At 43.2% G+C, this 18,423-nt stretch carries 16 protein-coding genes; 12 read left to right on the forward strand and 4 right to left on the reverse strand.

What is annotated here, in order from left to right:
* Window positions 1–12: 12 nt before the first annotated feature.
* The gene (locus PR795_RS07340) at window positions 13–1,203 is read right to left on the reverse strand and encodes an efflux RND transporter periplasmic adaptor subunit (RefSeq protein ID WP_006659299.1); all 1,191 of its coding nucleotides are present in this window, start codon (window positions 1,201–1,203) and stop codon (window positions 13–15) included.
* A gap of 134 nt (window positions 1,204–1,337) precedes the next feature.
* Between PR795_RS07340 and acrR the strand changes: the two genes are divergently transcribed.
* The 3 genes from acrR to mscK all read left to right on the forward strand — a co-directional run bounded on the left by acrR (window position 1,338) and on the right by mscK (window position 5,836).
* On the forward strand, window positions 1,338–1,988 hold the full coding sequence (acrR, locus tag PR795_RS07345; protein WP_006659298.1) for a multidrug efflux transporter transcriptional repressor AcrR: 651 nt from the start codon (window positions 1,338–1,340) through the stop codon (window positions 1,986–1,988).
* A gap of 12 nt (window positions 1,989–2,000) precedes the next feature.
* Window positions 2,001–2,354, forward strand: a complete 354-nt coding sequence (locus PR795_RS07350) for a DsrE/DsrF/TusD sulfur relay family protein (RefSeq protein ID WP_006659297.1) — start codon at window positions 2,001–2,003, stop codon at window positions 2,352–2,354.
* A gap of 98 nt (window positions 2,355–2,452) precedes the next feature.
* Window positions 2,453–5,836: a mechanosensitive channel MscK gene (gene mscK, locus PR795_RS07355; protein WP_036975266.1), complete on the forward strand. Its 3,384-nt coding sequence runs from the start codon at window positions 2,453–2,455 to the stop codon at window positions 5,834–5,836.
* Between the two features lie 6 nt (window positions 5,837–5,842).
* On the opposite strand, the gene rsmS is transcribed toward mscK, so the two are convergent.
* Together rsmS and priC are read right to left on the reverse strand one after the other, a co-directional pair.
* Window positions 5,843–6,013, reverse strand: coding sequence for a pleiotropic regulatory protein RsmS (rsmS, locus tag PR795_RS07360; protein WP_006661072.1), 171 nt, complete (start codon window positions 6,011–6,013; stop codon window positions 5,843–5,845).
* A 10-nt stretch (window positions 6,014–6,023) separates the two neighbouring features.
* On the reverse strand, window positions 6,024–6,572 hold the full coding sequence (gene priC / locus PR795_RS07365) for a primosomal replication protein PriC (RefSeq protein ID WP_181480158.1): 549 nt from the start codon (window positions 6,570–6,572) through the stop codon (window positions 6,024–6,026).
* A gap of 143 nt (window positions 6,573–6,715) precedes the next feature.
* Here priC and apt point away from each other — a divergent pair, with 143 nt between their 5' ends.
* From apt to PR795_RS07410, 9 genes are all read left to right on the forward strand, one after another.
* Window positions 6,716–7,267, forward strand: coding sequence for an adenine phosphoribosyltransferase (gene apt / locus PR795_RS07370; RefSeq protein ID WP_006659293.1), 552 nt, complete (start codon window positions 6,716–6,718; stop codon window positions 7,265–7,267).
* Between the two features lie 118 nt (window positions 7,268–7,385).
* Window positions 7,386–9,332 (forward strand): DNA polymerase III subunit gamma/tau, encoded by a 1,947-nt coding sequence (dnaX, locus tag PR795_RS07375; protein ID WP_036961613.1) that lies wholly within the window; start codon window positions 7,386–7,388, stop codon window positions 9,330–9,332.
* 43 nt (window positions 9,333–9,375) lie between these two features.
* Complete coding sequence (locus tag PR795_RS07380) at window positions 9,376–9,705, forward strand: YbaB/EbfC family nucleoid-associated protein (protein WP_006659291.1); 330 nt, start codon at window positions 9,376–9,378, stop codon at window positions 9,703–9,705.
* Complete coding sequence (gene recR, locus PR795_RS07385) at window positions 9,705–10,304, forward strand: recombination mediator RecR (protein ID WP_006661075.1); 600 nt, start codon at window positions 9,705–9,707, stop codon at window positions 10,302–10,304. The genes PR795_RS07380 and recR overlap by 1 nt, the downstream gene beginning before the upstream one ends.
* 318 nt (window positions 10,305–10,622) lie before the next feature.
* The gene (gene htpG / locus PR795_RS07390) at window positions 10,623–12,497 is read left to right on the forward strand and encodes a molecular chaperone HtpG (protein WP_036972518.1); all 1,875 of its coding nucleotides are present in this window, start codon (window positions 10,623–10,625) and stop codon (window positions 12,495–12,497) included.
* A 192-nt stretch (window positions 12,498–12,689) separates the two neighbouring features.
* On the forward strand, window positions 12,690–13,334 hold the full coding sequence (adk, locus tag PR795_RS07395; protein WP_006659288.1) for an adenylate kinase: 645 nt from the start codon (window positions 12,690–12,692) through the stop codon (window positions 13,332–13,334).
* A gap of 125 nt (window positions 13,335–13,459) precedes the next feature.
* On the forward strand, window positions 13,460–14,434 hold the full coding sequence (gene hemH, locus PR795_RS07400) for a ferrochelatase (RefSeq protein WP_006661077.1): 975 nt from the start codon (window positions 13,460–13,462) through the stop codon (window positions 14,432–14,434).
* A gap of 111 nt (window positions 14,435–14,545) precedes the next feature.
* Window positions 14,546–15,673, forward strand: a complete 1,128-nt coding sequence (wzz(fepE), locus tag PR795_RS07405) for an LPS O-antigen length regulator Wzz(fepE) (RefSeq protein WP_036961615.1) — start codon at window positions 14,546–14,548, stop codon at window positions 15,671–15,673.
* Between the two features lie 108 nt (window positions 15,674–15,781).
* Window positions 15,782–17,095, forward strand: coding sequence for an inosine/guanosine kinase (locus PR795_RS07410; RefSeq protein ID WP_272516766.1), 1,314 nt, complete (start codon window positions 15,782–15,784; stop codon window positions 17,093–17,095).
* 73 nt (window positions 17,096–17,168) lie between these two features.
* Here PR795_RS07410 and eutH read toward each other — a convergent pair whose 3' ends face one another.
* On the reverse strand, window positions 17,169–18,419 hold the full coding sequence (eutH, locus tag PR795_RS07415) for an ethanolamine utilization protein EutH (RefSeq protein ID WP_006659284.1): 1,251 nt from the start codon (window positions 18,417–18,419) through the stop codon (window positions 17,169–17,171).
* Between the last annotated feature and the right edge of the window lie 4 nt (window positions 18,420–18,423).

Raw genomic sequence — 18,423 nt, forward strand, 5'->3', positions numbered from 1 at the left:
TCAATAGCTCCCTTATTTAGACGCGGTTTCAGGTTTAGCCTGAGTGTCTACAATGGATTGAGTTTCTAAGTTTGCTTGCTTTGGCACAACAACCATTCCCGGTTTGATTTTCTGCAAACCAATTACAATGACACGGTCGCCATCTTTCACGCCATCAGTGACTAACCAGTTGTTGCCAATCGCTTGTGCAGCTTTCACTTTACGCACTTCAACTTTGTTTTCTGCGCCAACAACCATGACCTGCGCGTCACCTTGTGGAGTACGAGCAACACCCTGTTGAGGAACTAAAATCGCATTTTCTTTCACACCATCTTCTAGAATGGCGCGAACAAACATACCTGGCATCAGTTCTTTATTCGGGTTAGGGAACACGGCACGCATAGTGATAGAACCAGTGGTTTCATCAACAGTGACATCAGAGAACTCTAATTGCCCTTTCTGTGCGTATTCTTGCCCGCCATTAATCACTAAGCTAACTGGCGCTTTGCCGGGCTCTTTTTGCAGTGCCCCTTGTTCGATTTCATTTTTTAAGCGTAAGAAATCTTCACTCGACTGCGTCACATCCACGTAGATTGGATCTAATTGTTGAACGCGCATTAGTTCAGTTGTTTGACCCGCAGAAACTAAGGCACCTTCCGTGACATTGGATTTACCCGTACGTCCACTAATTGGCGATGTCACTTTCGTGTAATTCAAATTAATACGTGCGGTTTCAACGGCTGCTTCCGCTGCTTTTACCGCAGCTAGAGATTGTGCATAAGTTGAATTCGCTTGGTCGTATTCTTGTTGACTAATGTAGTTGGTACCAAGCAGTGGCTTATAACGTTTAACAGTTAATGCGGCGAGATTAGCATTTGCTTGCGCTTTGGCTAATTCTGCTTTAGCACTATTATAGGTTGCTTGGAAAGGCGCAGGATCGATTTGATACAACGACACGCCAGCTTCAACATCGCTACCTTCTTTGTAGTTACGTTTTAAGATGATGCCACTAACTTGTGGACGAACTTCTGCAACTCGATATGCAGATGTACGGCCTGGAAGTTCGGTCTTAATGGTCAGAGGTTCAGCTTTCAGCGTAACAATTCCTACATCAGGCGCCGGGCGTTCACCGCCACCTTTCTGTTCTTCGTTACAACCAGATAACGCTAAGCCGCCTGAAAGGACCAACAGAGCCAGAGGTAACACTCCTCTGTTTTTTCGCATAAGTTAACCTCAATTAATCGATATGAGTTCAAAACAAAATTAAGAAAAAAAGCAAATTATATGATTTATCACTATGCTATAGTACAAACATACACTAATGTATGTAAATCAGCTTTCTACAAAAATGGGTGACAATGGCACGAAAAACTAAACAACAGGCTGAAGAAACCCGCCAGGAAATACTCGATGCAGCTATCAAAACATTTTCTGAACGAGGAGTGACAGCTACGTCATTAGCCGATATAGCCAAAGCCGCGGGCGTGACCCGAGGTGCTATATACTGGCACTTTAAGAATAAGGTGGATCTCTTTCATCAAGCCTGCGAATTTAGCGATAATCAAATCACTCAGGCTGAAGATTATTATCGTTCGAAATATACCAATGATCCACTTTTAATACTAAGAGAATTGTTAATTTATATTCTTACTGATTTTATTAGTATCCCCAAAAATCGTGCATTGATGGAAATCTTTTTCTTAAAATGTGAATTAGTTGGTGAAATGGCTTCTGTTGTTGATTTTAAACGTGAAAATTATATGGCCAGCCAACATAGAATAGTGAGAAATTTACGTGACTGTATTGAGGCTGGACAACTTCCTGACAACTTAGATTTAGAATGCAGTGCGGTAATGATCCGATCATTAATGTCAGGCTTACTCGAAAACTGGTTATTACAGCCAGAGAGTTTTATGATAGACGCACATACGACGACGTTAGTTGATACTCTATTAGAAACGCTTAAAAATAGCGTCTCTCTACGAATCAAACCAACGCCAAGCGAATAATCGGAGAAAACCATGTCATCTATTTTGATCATTGCGAATGGCGCGCCATACGGAAGTGAAATGTTGTTCAACTCTTTGCGCCTAGCCATAACACTAAAAGAACAACATCCACAAACGGACTTAAAAATCTTCTTAATGTCTGATGCAGTGACGGCGGGAATTACGGCACAAAAGCCGAAAGAAGGATATAACCTCCAGCAAATGTTAGAGATCCTAACCGCGCAAAACGTTCCAGTAAAATTATGCAAAACCTGCACCGATGCGCGTGGTATCAGTGAGTTACCATTGATTGATGGCGTTGAAATTGGAACGCTGGTGGATTTAGCTGCATGGACACTAGCCGCTGAAAAAGTTCTCACATTTTAATGTTAAAACAGTTTAATTTAAAAACTGAGCTGCGGTTCGTCAGGAATTGCAGCTAAAAATGGGCATGTAGTATAAAAGTAGGATCACAACGAAATATCATGGGCTCACTGATGCAATATAAAAAAGCGTGGTTATATTCCGTTAGAATATTTTTGGTATTTGCCATCACCTTTTTTTCTTTCCAAATTTCCGCGGCAACAATTAATAATCTTCCCAGTAAAAATGAGATAAAAACAGAGCTTAATTCATTAAATAAAAAAAGCAGTGCAGGGCAGGAAGATAAACTTATCATTGCTGATCTGGAAAAATCATTAACTTACTATGATGAATTGGAAAAATTAGATCAGCGTTCGGATGAGCTGCAAAAAAAAATAAATCACTCAGGTGAAGAATCGAGAAAAGCGGTTCAGGGTTTATTACAAATAAAAGTTCAGAATGAAAATCCAGATATTAATTTTCAACATCAAATTGAAAATAGCAGCCTCGAACAATTAGAAACGATGTTGGCGACGTATTTGGATAATCTGCAAGCTGAGCAAAATGATCTTGCTACTTATAATAGTCAACTGATTGGTCTACAAACCCAACCTGAACGAGCTCAAGCGAGCATGCTGGATAATGCCCGCCGACTGCAAGAGATTCGCAATGAGCTTAACAGCACATTGACTGACTCCAGCAAATTGCGCACCACACAAGCTAACATGTTGCAACTTGAGCAATACCTTCTTCAGCAACAAAATGAGTTTCAAAAGCGCGTTTTACAAGCGAATACTCAACTCCAGGACGTTTTACAAAAACAACGTGATTACACCGCAGCGTATATTGAACAATTGGACGCTCGTATCCAAATTATTCAAGATGCGATTAGCAAAGCACGCCTCAATGACTCGCAATCAACGGTGCGTGAAGCGCAAAACACGTCGACCGATGACGCGGTACAACAAAATCCTATTCTTCAAAAAGAGATTGAAATTAACAACAAGTTAAGTAACCGCTTGATTGAAGTGACGCAAGATGGCAATAGAATGGTGCAAAACGGTATCCGAGTGAAAACGTGGCTGGAGCGTGCGACACAATCGGAACGTAACCTAAAAGAGCAAATTAACGTATTACGCGGTAGTTTATTACTATCACGGATTCTTTTTCAGCAACAAATTGATTTACCAGCAGATATTCTCACCAAAAATCTACCAGTGACCATTGCAGATCTGCGTCTGGAACAATTTGATATTAACCAGCAGCGTGATGCGCTGTACCAGCCTACTGATTACATTAATAATTTGGAGCATCAGCAAGCGGTCAAAGTGGGTGAGCAAGAAAATGCCGTGCTGTTTACGCCTGAAGATAAAGCGGCATTGGTTAAAATTTTGGATGTTCGCCGTGAATTACTGGATGAATTGAATCTACAGTTAGGCGGACAAATATCCCAAGCTATTAACTTACAATTAGATCAAAACCAATTATTGAGTGTGGTCAGTTCTCTCGAACATACTTTAGCGCAGCAAATTTTCTGGGTGAACAGCAATAAACCGATGGATATCGAGTGGTTAAAAGCCTTCCCTGAAGCCGCAACGAACCAACTGACTCATCTGGATTTTGATTTTTCATTTTCAAGCTTGAAGAAAGGGTTTATTAGCGCACTGTGGGTTACTGTTCCTCTATTATTGGCAGCACTGATTTTCATCTGGTTTAACCGCAAGATTACCCAACGCTTACATGAAATTGATCTGCGTTTATCCAGCCTCAGAAACGACAGCGTATTAAATACGCCGTTGGCGTTGTTGCTAACCTTATTGCAAACCATCCCAATTTCTCTTGTGGTGATCGCAATTGGCTATTGGTTCTTAAAGACGGGTAATCTGCAAGGGGAATTTATCTGGTCCTATTGCTTGCAGTTAGCCATTTTCTGGGCATTGTTTGAACTCACATTTAGGGTGTTAAAGCCGCAAGGTATCGCAGAAAAACATTTCAATATTGACCATGAAAATACCCAGCGTATGCGTCGTAGAATGGTGCGTTTATCGGTACCGCTGCTACCACTGATTTTCTTTTCTACTTACGGAATGATTAACCCTCTGAAGGTATCCGAAGATGTGATTGGACAGTTAGTGGTCTCTATCTGTTTATTACTATTATGTATTTTCACGATTCCATTCTGTAAACAGGTTTGGAAGGAAACCGGCAGCCACTTAACCCGTTCGATTTTAATTACCTTACTGACATTTTCGCCGCTGATTTTAATTGGTTTGATGTTCGCAGGTTATTACTATACTACGTTACGTTTAGCCAGCCGTTGGTTAGATAGCTTATATTTACTGGTGCTTTGGTATATCACTTATAATGTCTGTTTGCGTGGTTTAAGTTTGGGGGCGAGAAAGCTGGCTTATAAGCGAGCATTGGAACGCCGAGCTCAGTCAAAACAGCAAGAAGAAGCTGAAAATGAGCCAATCAAAGAACCTCCAATGACGATTGAGCTGATTAGCCAGCAGTCATTGCGCTTAACGACCATGGTGCTGTTTATTATCTTCGCCTTTGCGTTCTACGCAATTTGGTCCGACTTTATTACGATTTTCTCTTTCCTTGATAGCGTTCAGTTATGGAGCTATAGCGCGACATCAGCGGAAGGGGCAAGCATCATGAAATACGTGACCTTGGCTAACCTGATTTTAGCCGTGGTGATTGTCGTGGTCGCGTGGATAATGACGCGTAACCTTCCGGGGTTACTGGAAGTTTTAGTGTTATCGCGCCTAAAACTTCGTCAAGGCTCCACTTACGCCATTACGACGATGTTGACCTATGTGATTGTCAGCATTGGGGCGATTGCCTCCCTTGGCATGATTGGCGTGACGTGGAATCAGTTGCAATGGTTAGCCGCGGCCTTAACGGTTGGTCTCGGTTTTGGTTTACAGGAAATTTTTGCGAACTTTGTTTCGGGGATAATTTTGCTGTTTGAAAGACCGATTCGGATTGGGGATACCGTCACGATTGGTACATACTCGGGGACTATCAGTAAGATCCGTATTCGTGCGACGACCATTGTGGACTTTGATCGCAAAGAGGTGATCATCCCAAACAAGGCATTTGTGACTGAGCGATTGATCAACTGGTCACTCTCCGATACGGTCACGCGCATCACGATTTCTTTAGGGGTTGCGTATGGTTCGGATCTGGAAAAAGTGAAGCGTGTTTTACTGCAGGCGGCAACATCGAACAGTAAAGTAATGACAGATCCTGCACCGGCAGCATACTTCTTAAGTTTTGGGGCGAGTACGTTAGATCACGAGCTGCGTTTTTATGTTCGCCAAATTGGTGAACGCACTATGACCAGTGATGAAGTCAATCGTGAAATTGACCGGTTGTGCCGTGAAAATGATATCAATATTGCCTTCAATCAATTGGAAGTGCATTTGCATAATAATCAGGGTGATGAAGTGCAGGAAGTGACAAAAATCATCAAAGATAAACCGGATGATGAAAAATAATCTGTGTTAATTACTGTTCTGACAGGCTGCTTCGGCGGCCTGTTTGCTAAGGTAATCGCGTTTCACTATGTCTAATGCTTTCAAAGCGATATCGGGGCTTATCTCAGAGGACTCTAATAAGTAGATTAAATCCACCGCAAGCTGTATTTCTGGTGGTGCATTCTCTAGGGGCTCCATGTGCATTTCCTTAATCAAAAAATTGATTTTCTTGGTGCTCGATAGCTTTTTCAATACGCATCAAGGCTTGTCTGCATCGATATAATCGTCCTGCTAATGCTGCAAGCTCTTTTTGGCACTGATGCTGTAAGTGCGAATCAGTTAATCCACTTAAGTCGAGTTCTTTTTCACTCACCATCGCCTGTAAACGGCGTTCATAATCTTGATGTTGTGATAAACGGTCATATAAATCAACTTGTTCCTTTTTCGTCCGAAAGGAATCTTCTTTTTCACGTAATCCTTGTGTTGAAAGCTCGCGAGAAATCGCTTGCATCTGATGGACGATTTTTTCGGTCAGAAAGGTCACTTGTTGGGTATGATTGAGCGTAACACTATTGCACAGTTGCTGATAAAGCGTGTTGAGCTCTTTTTGGCAATCCCCCAGTTTGGTGGATTTATGACTAAACAGCTGCATATCAAATCGGGAGTGAGAAAATTCATGGTCTTTGATGGGAGCAACACGTACCGCTAATTCGTCAATCTGCTTTTTTAATGCGTCCAAAAGAGCCTGTGTTTTCATTTTTTATTCTCAATAAATGTGAAAAGTGGCTGAATATTGATATCCAACAACAAAACTTAGCGCAAAAAGACGGCTTCTTATTGCATTTTTATGGTAGTTTGCATAGATTCTACCCTTTCGTATTTACTATATTGGTTTTTATTATGACCGCTAAAGAGCAACAACTGCAATTGATTAAAGAAAGTATCGCGACTATCCCTAATTATCCAAAAGAAGGTGTGCTATTTCGCGATATTACCACACTGTTAAATGACCCTGCGGCTTATCAAGCAACAATCGATATGCTAGTTGAGCATTATCAAAACAAAGGTGTGACCAAAATTGTGGGGACTGAAGCCCGTGGTTTCCTGTTCGGCGCTCCTGTTGCATTACGCTTAGGCGTTGGTTTTGTACCTGTGCGTAAAAAAGGCAAATTGCCGCGTGAAGTATTAAGTATGACGTATGACCTCGAATACGGTACCGATACACTGGAAATTCACAAAGACAGCATTAGTGCACAAGATAATGTGTTAGTCGTGGATGATCTGTTAGCAACGGGTGGTACTGTCGAAGCGACGGTTAAAATGATTAAGCAACTCGGTGCAAAAGTTGTTGATGCAGCTTTCGTGATCGGACTGCCAGATTTAGGCGGTGTTGAGCGCTTAGCCAAAGAAGGTGTTACTTCCTATAGTCTTGTTGAGTTCCCTGGTCACTAATCTGCTCCGCACTCTTCTTACTATTTTTACTGCAGTCTCGCCCAATGGGTTGAGGCTGTGGTAGCATGGTACTATTATTATATTTATCAATGTCCCATGTTGAATAACAGTGGAATCCATGAGCTATCAGGTACTTGCCCGTAAGTGGCGCCCCCAAAAATTTTCGGATGTTGTTGGTCAGCAGCATGTGTTGACTGCGCTTGCTAATGGGCTTGAGCACCAACGGCTTCATCACGCTTATCTCTTCTCAGGTACCCGCGGTGTCGGGAAAACCACGATCGCACGTTTGTTTGCCAAAGGGCTGAACTGCGAAACAGGGATCACAGCAACACCTTGCGGTAAATGCGCGAACTGTTTGGAAATTGAGCAGGGGCGATTTGTCGATCTGATTGAGATTGATGCCGCATCACGGACAAAAGTCGAAGACACGCGAGAATTACTGGATAACGTTCAGTACGCACCCGCCCGTGGTCGCTTTAAAGTCTATCTCATTGATGAAGTTCACATGTTGTCGCGCCACAGTTTTAATGCGTTGCTTAAAACACTGGAAGAGCCGCCTGAACACGTCAAATTCCTGCTTGCAACCACTGATCCTCAAAAGCTGCCAGTCACCATTTTATCCCGTTGCTTACAATTCCATTTGAAAGCGCTGGATGTGGCTCAAATTAGCGAACAGCTTGAGCTTATCTTGAATGCAGAAAATATTGAGCATGATACTCGAGCCCGCCAACTGATCGCACGCGCTGCCGATGGCAGTTTACGAGATGCGCTGAGCTTAACTGACCAAGCGATTGCCATGGGGCAGGGGAAGGTAACTGCGGATATCGTGAGCCAAATGCTGGGCACTCTTGATGATGAACAGCCACTCGCCATTATTGAAGCGTTAATTCGTGCGGAGGGTGCTGCCGTCATGTCGCAAGTGGAACAAGCGGCTTCCCGAGGAGCGGACTGGGAAAATCTATTGGTTGAGATCCTCTCTTTGCTTCACCGAATCGCGATGATTCAACTGTTACCAGCGGAGCAAGAAACCGATCCATCCTCTACGGAAGGGCGTCTAAGGCAAGCTGCTCGCTTGATTTCCCCTGCGGATCTTCAACTGTTCTACCAAACCTTGCTGGTGGGTAGAAAAGAATTAGCCTATGCGCCAGAAAGACGGATGGGCGTGGAAATGGCGCTCTTAAGAGCATTAGCCTTCCACCCAAAGAGCGTGATTGACGAGGTTGAGCTACCGCCAAAATTAGCCCCGAGCGTATCTGCCCCTGTTTTTCAGCCAGAGCCAGCGCAGTCGAATATGACGCGTCAAGCACCACCGTCTGTGAGCGCAGATAATTTGCCGGAAAATAGCCCCACATTGCAGCTATTAAAAGCCAGACAAGCATTACAAACACCACAAAGTGAGGATCCGAGTCCAAAAAAGACTCATCCGGTGACGTCCAATAGGGCTAAGCCGGCGGTATCAGCACTTGAGCGGCTGGCCGCGGTGACCAGCAAACATCAACAAAATATGATGGAAAAAGCCTCGCACAGTTCCAAACCTGCGAAGCCAAAGCCTTATCAGTGGAAGCCTCAAAATGAAGAGGTGCTCGAGGCAAAAGATACCGCCACGACGCCAACCGAGATCAAAGAAGCGCTGGAATATGAGAAAACCCCAGAATTAGCGATAAAAATCATGCAAGAAGGTCGTGAGCGTGATAGCTGGTCGGGGGAAATTGCACAATTAAATATTCCTAAGCTAGTTGAACAATTGGCTTTGAATTCATATAAAGAAGAATTGGACGAGTCGCAAATTGTATTGCACTTGCGCTCAGCTCAACGTCATCTTGACAAACCGAATGCTCAAAAGGCATTACAAGATGCGTTGAGTCAACATTATGGTCGCCCTGTTGAACTGAACGTTGTTCACGATGATAATACGGCGGTGAAAACGCCGTTGGAATGGCGTCAGGCGATTTATGAAGAGAAGCTGGCGCAAGCCCGTCAGTCTATTATCGCGGATAAAACAATTCAAAAATTGCGCTCAATGTTTGATGCGCAGTTGGACGAAGAGAGTATTCGCCCCGTTTAACGCTACAGTTGCGAATCTGTAGCCTCAGTTGTGAGAGAAAACTATGTTTGGTAAAGGTGGATTGGGTAACCTGATGAAACAGGCCCAGCAAATGCAAGATAAAATGCAGAAAGTTCAGGAAGAAATCGCTCAACTCGAAGCTACTGGTGAATCAGGTGCTGGCTTAGTCAAAGTGACTATCAACGGCTCACATAACTGCCGTCGTGTTGAAATCGATCCAAGCCTGTTGGAAGACGACAAAGATATGCTGGAAGACTTGATTGCTGCGGCATTCAATGATGCAGCGCGTCGTATCGAAGAGACGCAAAAAGAGAAAATGGCTAGCGTATCTAGCGGTATGCAACTGCCACCAGGCTTTAAGATGCCATTCTAATGCAAACGAGTCCGCTTCTTGAATCATTGATGGAAGCGCTGCGCTGTCTCCCTGGTGTGGGACCTAAGTCAGCGCAGCGAATGGCTTTTCATCTTCTGCAACGTGACCGTAGTGGCGGAATGCGTTTGGCTCAGTCGCTGACTCGGGCAATGTCTGAAATCGGACATTGCCGCGATTGCCGCACATTTACTGAGCAAGACACCTGCAATATCTGCGATAACCCGCGCCGTCAGCAAAATGGGCTGATTTGCGTGGTGGAAAGCCCCGCAGATATTTACGCTATCGAGCAAACTGGTCAATTCTCAGGTCGCTATTTCGTACTCATGGGGCATCTGTCACCATTAGATGGCATTGGACCGATGGATATCGGGCTAGATAGGCTCGAAGAGCGACTGGCATCGGAAAACATCACTGAAGTGATTTTGGCGACCAACCCGACAGTAGAGGGGGAGGCGACGGCAAACTATATTGGGCAGATGTGCGCGCAGTATGGGGTGGCGGCGAGCCGGATTGCGCATGGGGTGCCTGTCGGCGGGGAGTTAGAGATGGTTGATAGCACGACGCTTTCTCATTCGTTGTCAGGCCGCTCGAAGTTGTAGCATCCTCGTCATATTTCAAATTGTAGGGGTGTTGGCTGCACAACCTCACCCTAGTCACATACTTCAGTATGCTCCTAGGGATAAGCTTGCTTGCCGCCTACCTACAACTTTGAACTATTTAGAGGAAGGTAGGTAGCTACCTTATAAAAGCAAAACCCTCAAGCCAAAACTCTCGTAGTCTTCCATAATTTACTTTCGTTCATATTAATTTGGCTGCTAATTTGTGGTTAGTGGTTGAATTCTATTTTTTTGTCCCCAGATTAGTTTCCATCGATAAGTCAAAACCTAACTATTAGATTGATGATATAGAGGCGATTAATGAGTATGAAAGGACAAGAAACTCGTGGGTTTCAATCAGAAGTCAAACAACTGCTACAGTTGATGATCCACTCTCTTTACTCAAACAAAGAAATTTTTCTGCGTGAGCTCATTTCCAACGCATCCGATGCGGCGGATAAACTGCGTTTTCGTGCATTATCTAAGCCTGAACTGTATGAAAATGACGGCGAACTGCGTGTGCGTATTAGCGCAGACAAAGACAAAGGTACTCTAACTATCAGTGACAACGGCATCGGTATGAGCCGTGAAGAAGTCATTGAAAACTTAGGTACTATCGCTAAATCAGGCACCAAATCATTCTTAGAATCATTAGGCAGCGACCAAGTCAAAGATAGCCAAATGATCGGTCAATTCGGTGTGGGCTTCTACTCCGCATTTATCGTTGCCGATAAAGTCACCGTACGCAGCCGTGCAGCGGGTGCTGATGCGAGCGAAGGGGTGTTCTGGGAATCTGCTGGCGAAGGTGAATACACTATCGCAGATATCGAAAAAGCCGATCGTGGAACCGAAATTACTCTGCATTTACGTGATGATGAAAAAGAGTTTTTAGATAACTGGCGTTTACGTTCTGTTATCAGCAAGTATTCTGACCATATTGCTCTGCCTGTTGAAATCGAAGAGAAAAACGAAGAAGACGGCACTGTGACTTGGGAAAAAATCAACCAAGCGAAAGCACTGTGGACGCGCAGCAAATCTGACATCTCAGACGAAGAATATATTGAGTTCTACAAGCATATCTCCCACGACTACGCAGATCCATTAACGTGGGCACATAACCGTGTGGAAGGGAAACAGGAATATACCAGTCTGCTGTATATTCCATCTCAAGCCCCATTTGATTTGTGGAACCGCGACCAGCGCCACGGTTTAAAACTGTATGTTCAACGTGTCTTTATTATGGATGATGCAGAGCAGTTTATGCCTAATTACCTGCGCTTCGTTCGTGGGGTATTGGATTCCAACGATTTACCGTTGAACGTTTCCCGTGAAATTCTGCAAGATAGCGCATTGACGCGTAACTTACGCAGCGCACTGACAAAACGTGTTCTGCAAACACTGGAAAAACTGGCGAAAAATGATGCTGAGAAATACCAAACATTCTGGCAGCAATTTGGTCTGGTGATGAAAGAAGGCCCTGCTGAAGATATGGGGAACGGCGAAGCGATTGCGAAATTGCTACGCTTTGCAACCACGCATAACGACAGCAACGTGCAAAATGTCTCATTGGAAGATTACGTGAGCCGCATGGTAGAAGGGCAAGATAAGATTTACTACATCACTGCGGATAGTTATGCCGCAGCGAAGAGCAGCCCGCACTTAGAATTGTTCCGTAAAAAAGGAATTGAAGTTCTGCTGTTATCTGACCGCATTGACGAATGGATGATGAACTACCTTTCTGAATTTGATGGTAAACAATTCCAATCTGTCAGCAAAGCGGACGAGTCATTAGACAAGTTAGCAGATGAAAACAAAGCGGAACAAGAAGAAGCAGAAAAACAGTTAGAGCCGTTCGTTGAACGCGTGAAAACCTTCTTGGGTGACCGTGTGAAAGAGGTGAAATTAACTCATCGCTTAACGGATACTCCTGCGATTGTAACTACGGATGCGGATGAAATGAGCACCCAAATGGCGAAACTGTTCGCTGCTGCGGGTCAAGCTGCGCCTGAAGTAAAATATAACTTTGAACTGAATCCGAATCACCCACTGGTGAAAAAAGCCGCTGAAGTGGAACAGGAAAGTGTGTTTGCGGATTGGGTTGATGTCCTACTCGACCAGGCTTTACTGGCAGAGCGCGGCACATTGGAAGATCCAAACTTATTCATCAAAAAAATCAACGAATTACTTTTAAAATAATTCGCTGAGTTATTTTCGTTTTCGAGCATAAACCACGTAAAAATGCGATTTTTTGCGTGGTTTTTTTCTTTTACGAAAAAAGATAAATGGGAAAACGTTTACGTGCCTTCTTGAGTCAGGTGCCATGCTAATGGTATGGTAGAGCGTTTTCTTTTCAAATTATAAAAAACTAAATAGCAAGGGGTTTACGCAATGCGTATCATTCTGCTTGGCGCTCCGGGCGCTGGTAAGGGCACTCAAGCTCAATTTATTATGGAGAAGTTTGGGATCCCTCAGATTTCAACCGGCGACATGTTACGTGCCGCGGTAAAATCAGGGAGCGAGTTAGGTTTACAAGCTAAAGAGCTGATGGATAATGGCAAATTAGTGACTGATGAGCTGGTTATCGCATTAGTGAAAGAGCGCATCAAACAAGATGACTGTCGCAATGGCTTCTTGTTGGATGGGTTCCCGCGTACCATTCCTCAAGCGGATGCAATGAAAGAAGCAGGCATCAATGTTGATTACGTTTTAGAATTCGATGTGCCAGATGACATCATTGTTGAACGTATTATTGGTCGCCGCGTTCACGCACCATCAGGTCGCGTATATCATGTGACTTTCAACCCACCTAAAGTTGAAAACAAAGATGATGTGACTGGTGAAGAGCTAACGATTCGTAAAGATGACCAAGAAGATACAGTTCGTAAGCGTTTAGTTGAATACCATGCACTGACTGCACCATTGATTGCTTACTATCAAAACGAAGCGAAAGCGAGCAGCACTCAGTACTTCAAATTAGATGGTACTCGCAAAGTGGCTGAAGTGAGCGCAGAGTTAGCGAAAATTCTAGGTTAATTTTCTCTGAGCTAAATTGAAAAGGCAGCGCAAAACGCTGCCTTTCTTTTTGTGCCACAAGTTGGCAAAATTAGTTATCAAAATCTGTTATTGTTGGGAATAATTATCAATTAGGAGTGGTTCTAATGTTAGAAAAAAAATATGGAATACTATTGGTAAATTTGGGAACGCCCGATGCCCCAACAACATCAGCAGTTAAACGCTATTTAGCAGAATTCTTAAGTGATCCCCGCGTTATTGATCTTTCCCCATTGATCTGGAAGCCTATTTTACATGGCGCTATTTTGCCAATTCGCGCTTCCAAAGTGGCAAAACTTTATGGCTCAATTTGGATGGATGAAGGCTCGCCATTATTAGTTTATTCACAGCGTCAAAAAGAAAAATTATCTGCATTTTTTCCTAATACGCCGATTGAACTGGGAATGACTTATGGCTCGCCGTCAATAAAGAGCGCTATCGACAGTTTGATTGCTCAAGATGTGACGGAATTGGTGGTTTTACCTCTGTATCCACAATATTCCTGCACCACGACTGCAGCTGTTTATGAAGCTATTACTCGCGCTTTTAAACCTATGCGGACTATTCCGTCTGTGCAGTTTATTCGTAGCTACGCGACGCACCCTGCGTATATTCAAGCGTTAGCTGAATCCATAGAGGCGAGTTTTGCTGAGCATGGTGAGCCGGATAGACTCATTCTCTCTTTTCACGGTATTCCGCAGCGCTACTGCGATTCTGGGGATATTTATGACAAAGAGTGTGAGCAAACGACGGAACTATTAAAGCAAGCGCTGAAATTTCCAAGTGACCGAGTTCTTATGACTTACCAATCTCGATTTGGGCGCGAGCCATGGTTAAGCCCATACACTGATCAGACGATGAAAAAACTGCCATCAGAGGGCGTTAAATCTGTTCAGGTTGTTTGCCCTGGTTTTTCAGTGGATTGTTTAGAAACGTTAGAAGAAATTAGTGAACAGAACAAAGAGTTCTTTTTACATAGTGGTGGTGAACAATACCGTTATATTCCTGCTCTGAATGACAGTGATATTAGTATTAATATGATTCAGTTAATTCTGAAAAATTACGTAAAAAGCGTTGTATAGCCATTAATATCATAAAGATGACTAATGGTTATATCCAAAACTCAAATTTAGACTATAATTACGACCTCAATATTCGACAGTATAATTTAGAGCTTGTTGTACGGAATTAACATGACTGAAAAAACCAATTTGTCTTCAGAATTAAAAAAGCAGTTAGAGCAAGACCCGCAATTTAAATTACAGCAAAATGATGAGATCGATCTCATGGCGCTAATCGCGGTTCTGTTTAAAAATAAACTCCTGATTATTATTGCAACAGTCATTGTTACCGCATTGAGTATTGGGGTCGTAAAAATGCTTCCTCAAAAGTGGACGAGTGAAGCAATTATTATCCCGCCAACCTCTGAAGAGCTAAAAGAAGTCAATGAATTTTCTGCGCGTTTAAGTGCGCTGGGAATGGATGTTGACCTAGGCTCTCAACGTATTTACAACGAATTTATTATTCAATACCGTTCCAAAGTTAACCAAGAAGCATTTGTAAAAAGCACCGATTATTTCAAAGCGATGCTTGATAAGCTTGATAATAAAAATGATCCATTAGACGTTCAGCGTTTGGTTAATCGAATTATTGCCGATTCCATTAAACTGAAATATAACGGAAAAGAAAAAGACAGTGATGATAGCGATATCGTTCTATCATTTACGGCGCCAACAGCAGTTGAAGCGCAAGATTTAATGGATGGGTATATTCGTTACACCGCGACACTCGTTCGTAAAAGAATGAAAACTGAAGTGGATAATGCGATTTCACGCCAATTGATTTATAGCGTAGAAGCGTTGAAGCAAGACACCACAAAAATCCAGATTGCTTATGATGTGAAAATTGAACGATTGAAACGTGCAATTACCATTGCGAAGGCGGCAGGAATTACTCGTCCGATTGCGAGAGACTCGGTCGCAATCAATGATGACCCTGATTATCCAATTGCATTAGGTTCTGAAGCCTTAGAAGAAAAACTGGGTATTGAGTTAAAAAATCGTGATTTAGCGCTGATCAGTGAGAAACTGCAAAATGCGAGAGTTTATATTGATAACTTAAACTCACTGACTACCAAAGAATTAGATTTTGAGCCAGTTAGATTTATTCTGACACCGGATTTGCCTGTTGCGAAAGATTCGCCTAAATCCATGCTTATCGTTGCGTTAGGTGCTATTTTAGGCTTTATCATGAGCTGTGCATTCGTATTAGGTCGTGACCTGTACCGTAACTATAATCAGCAAAATATTCGCCATAAGTAATCCCTCAAGAGTGTAATAAATATCTAACCAGCACCTTTTTATCGAAGGGTGCTGGTTTTCTTTTATCGTGATAGAATACCGGAATGTTCCTTTTTTAATGTTCCCAATATGAAATTCCCCGGTCAACGCAAATCTAAACACTACTTTCCTGTCTCTCTGAGAGATCCTCTTTTGCAACCCATGAAAGAGATGATGTCTGACGATGAAAACTGCAAATCGTATATTGTGGGTATCGACCAAACACTAGTTGATATTGAAGCGAAAATTGATGATGAATTTATTGAACGTTATCAATTAAGTAAAGGTCATTCCTTAGTCATCGAAGATGATGCGGCAGAAGCACTCTATAAAGAGCTTACCGAACAAAAGCTAATTACCCATGAATTTGCGGGTGGAACAATCGGCAATACCCTCCACAATTACTCTGTTTTAGCGGATGACCGCTCTGTTTTATTGGGCACCATGTGCAACAACATTCAGATTGGTAGCTACGCATATCGCTACCTCTGTCATACCTCAAGTCGTATGGATTTGAATTACTTGCAAGGGGTAGATGGTCCAATTGGACGTTGCTTTACGCTGATCACTGAAAATGGTGAACGTACCTTTGCGATCAGCCCTGGGCACATGAATCGTTTGCATCCAGATAGTATTCCTGAGGATATTATTGCAGGGGCTTCCGCACTGGTATTAACCGCTTACTTAGTCCGTTGTAAGCCGGGGGAAACCATGCCTGATGCCACTATGCAGGCAATCCATTATGCGAAAAAACACAATGTTCCCGTGGTATTAACATTGGGAACTAAGTTTGTTATTGCTCAAGACCCACAATTCTGGCGTGATTTTCTTAAGGATCATGTTTCTGTGGTTGCGATGAACGAAGATGAAGCTTTGGAGCTAACCGGTTTTAGCGATCCATTATTAGCCTCCAATATGGCACTGGATTGGGTTGACCTTGTTCTGTGTACTGCGGGAGCTTCTGGATTGTATATGGCAGGCTTTACTGAAGAAGAATATAAACGTAAAACGCAGCACCCATTACTACCAGGGGCGATTGCCGAATTTAATTTGTATGAGTTTAGCCGTGCAATGCGTATGCAGGATTGCCAACAGCCTCGTCGCATTTTCTCCCATATAGAGCCTTATATGGGGGGGCCTGAAAAAATCATGAATACCAATGGGGCCGGCGATGGGGCATTATCGGCATTACTGCATGATATTACGGCGAATTCATACCATCGCTCAAATGTTCCTAACTCCAGTAAACATGAACGTCAATACCTCACGTACTCCTCATTGGCGCAGGTGTGTAAGTATGCTAACCGTGTAAGCTATCAAGTCCTTTCCCAGCATTCTCCACGCTTAACACGCGGATTACCGGAAAAAGAAGACAGCTTAGAAGAGTCCTATTGGGACCGCTAAATATAAATGGGTAATGTAGAAATAAAAAAACACCTCGAATGAGGTGTTTTTGTTTTTATCAAGATGCGAGCTATTAAGCTTCTTTGGCGATCCCCGCAGGGTGCTCAGCTTTAACAGCCTCAACCGCTTTCTCATCTTCTTGCTCATAGCGCATAGCTTGTGGAACAGAGATTTTAATCGCAATAAATACCGCTAAGAAACCACCCACTAATTTACCTAACAAGATTGGCAACACTAATGTTGGTTGGAAATTTGCGGTAAAGGCTAAATGATCGCCAATCGTCGCTTGTGCGCATACCCCGAAAGCCACACACAACACCTTGTCTCTAGCACGCATCTCTTTGAATAAGTGGTAGGTCGCAATAATATTTGCCATCACCATAATAAATCCGAGTGAACCCGTGTCGCTCAGTTTTAATCGACGGCTAAGCGCACTAACTAACGGTTTGCAGTAGCGTTGGAACAGGTAACAGATAGGGAAAGTCCCTGCGAGCATAATCCCAATATAACCCGCAATTTCGATGGCACGGAACAACTCATTTTGGTCTGCAAACAACGGATCGAAACCCCATGCCCCGAATACTTTACTAAACACACCGGTAAAATGCTCGACGATCGAGAAAGCTAAAACGAGTTTAACGAAAGCATCCATGATCTTACCGAAGATCAAAAAGCCTGTAACCATTAACATTGGGCGATATTTTAAACCCGCAGCAAGTAAGAAACAGAAGACAAATAGAGGCATTAAATACTGCAACATCGTCATAAAATCGAGGGTTAGCTGATGCGTTGCTGGGGAGTTAGTCGAGATAATATCGCGAACCGGAATATTATTGAGTGTGATCAGCAGTAATGATGCCAATACCCCAAATGGAATAGAGATCAATCCAGCCATTGCGCCTAAGGCTAAGTATTTGTGATCTTTGCGATTTAACATAGTTAAACCGACGGGGATCAGGTAAACAATTGTTGCGCCAGAGGTATAACCGATCAACATCGCAGTGATCCACATATCGCGATTCGTGGTTAAGGCATCGGCTAACTGATATCCACCCATATCCACGGCGATAATTGACAGTGCCGCAATAGAAACATCAGAGCCGACGGAACTGAATACCGGTCCTAAAATGTATGAGATTAATTGTGAAAGTAGCGGGACGGCAGCCATGATCCCTGCTTGAGCGAGAAACACGGGACCAATAGAAAAAATGCCGTTTACAAACTCTTTTCCAAGGTCACTGGCAGGTCTGACAATCGATGCGACGGCACCGATGACGGCTCCGCACATAATTAAGTAGATAATGTAGTTTCCGAATTCGGCCATAGTA

It is taken from the genome of Providencia sp. PROV209 (genome assembly GCF_028479485.1).
In the GTDB taxonomy this organism is placed as follows: domain Bacteria; phylum Pseudomonadota; class Gammaproteobacteria; order Enterobacterales; family Enterobacteriaceae; genus Providencia; species Providencia alcalifaciens.

Coding starts and splice junctions, on each gene's coding strand:
- rsmS (WP_006661072.1), bottom strand. CDS start 6,013: ATGGAGCCCCTAGAGAATGCACCACCAGAAATACAGCTTGCGGTGGAT.
- priC (WP_181480158.1), bottom strand. CDS start 6,572: ATGAAAACACAGGCTCTTTTGGACGCATTAAAAAAGCAGATTGACGAA.
- mscK (WP_036975266.1), top strand. CDS start 2,453: ATGGGCTCACTGATGCAATATAAAAAAGCGTGGTTATATTCCGTTAGA.
- eutH (WP_006659284.1), bottom strand. CDS start 18,419: ATGGCCGAATTCGGAAACTACATTATCTACTTAATTATGTGCGGAGCC.
- hemH (WP_006661077.1), top strand. CDS start 13,460: ATGTTAGAAAAAAAATATGGAATACTATTGGTAAATTTGGGAACGCCC.
- htpG (WP_036972518.1), top strand. CDS start 10,623: ATGAGTATGAAAGGACAAGAAACTCGTGGGTTTCAATCAGAAGTCAAA.
- apt (WP_006659293.1), top strand. CDS start 6,716: ATGACCGCTAAAGAGCAACAACTGCAATTGATTAAAGAAAGTATCGCG.
- PR795_RS07350 (WP_006659297.1), top strand. CDS start 2,001: ATGTCATCTATTTTGATCATTGCGAATGGCGCGCCATACGGAAGTGAA.
- PR795_RS07410 (WP_272516766.1), top strand. CDS start 15,782: ATGAAATTCCCCGGTCAACGCAAATCTAAACACTACTTTCCTGTCTCT.
- dnaX (WP_036961613.1), top strand. CDS start 7,386: ATGAGCTATCAGGTACTTGCCCGTAAGTGGCGCCCCCAAAAATTTTCG.
- adk (WP_006659288.1), top strand. CDS start 12,690: ATGCGTATCATTCTGCTTGGCGCTCCGGGCGCTGGTAAGGGCACTCAA.
- PR795_RS07340 (WP_006659299.1), bottom strand. CDS start 1,203: ATGCGAAAAAACAGAGGAGTGTTACCTCTGGCTCTGTTGGTCCTTTCA.
- acrR (WP_006659298.1), top strand. CDS start 1,338: ATGGCACGAAAAACTAAACAACAGGCTGAAGAAACCCGCCAGGAAATA.
- recR (WP_006661075.1), top strand. CDS start 9,705: ATGCAAACGAGTCCGCTTCTTGAATCATTGATGGAAGCGCTGCGCTGT.
- PR795_RS07380 (WP_006659291.1), top strand. CDS start 9,376: ATGTTTGGTAAAGGTGGATTGGGTAACCTGATGAAACAGGCCCAGCAA.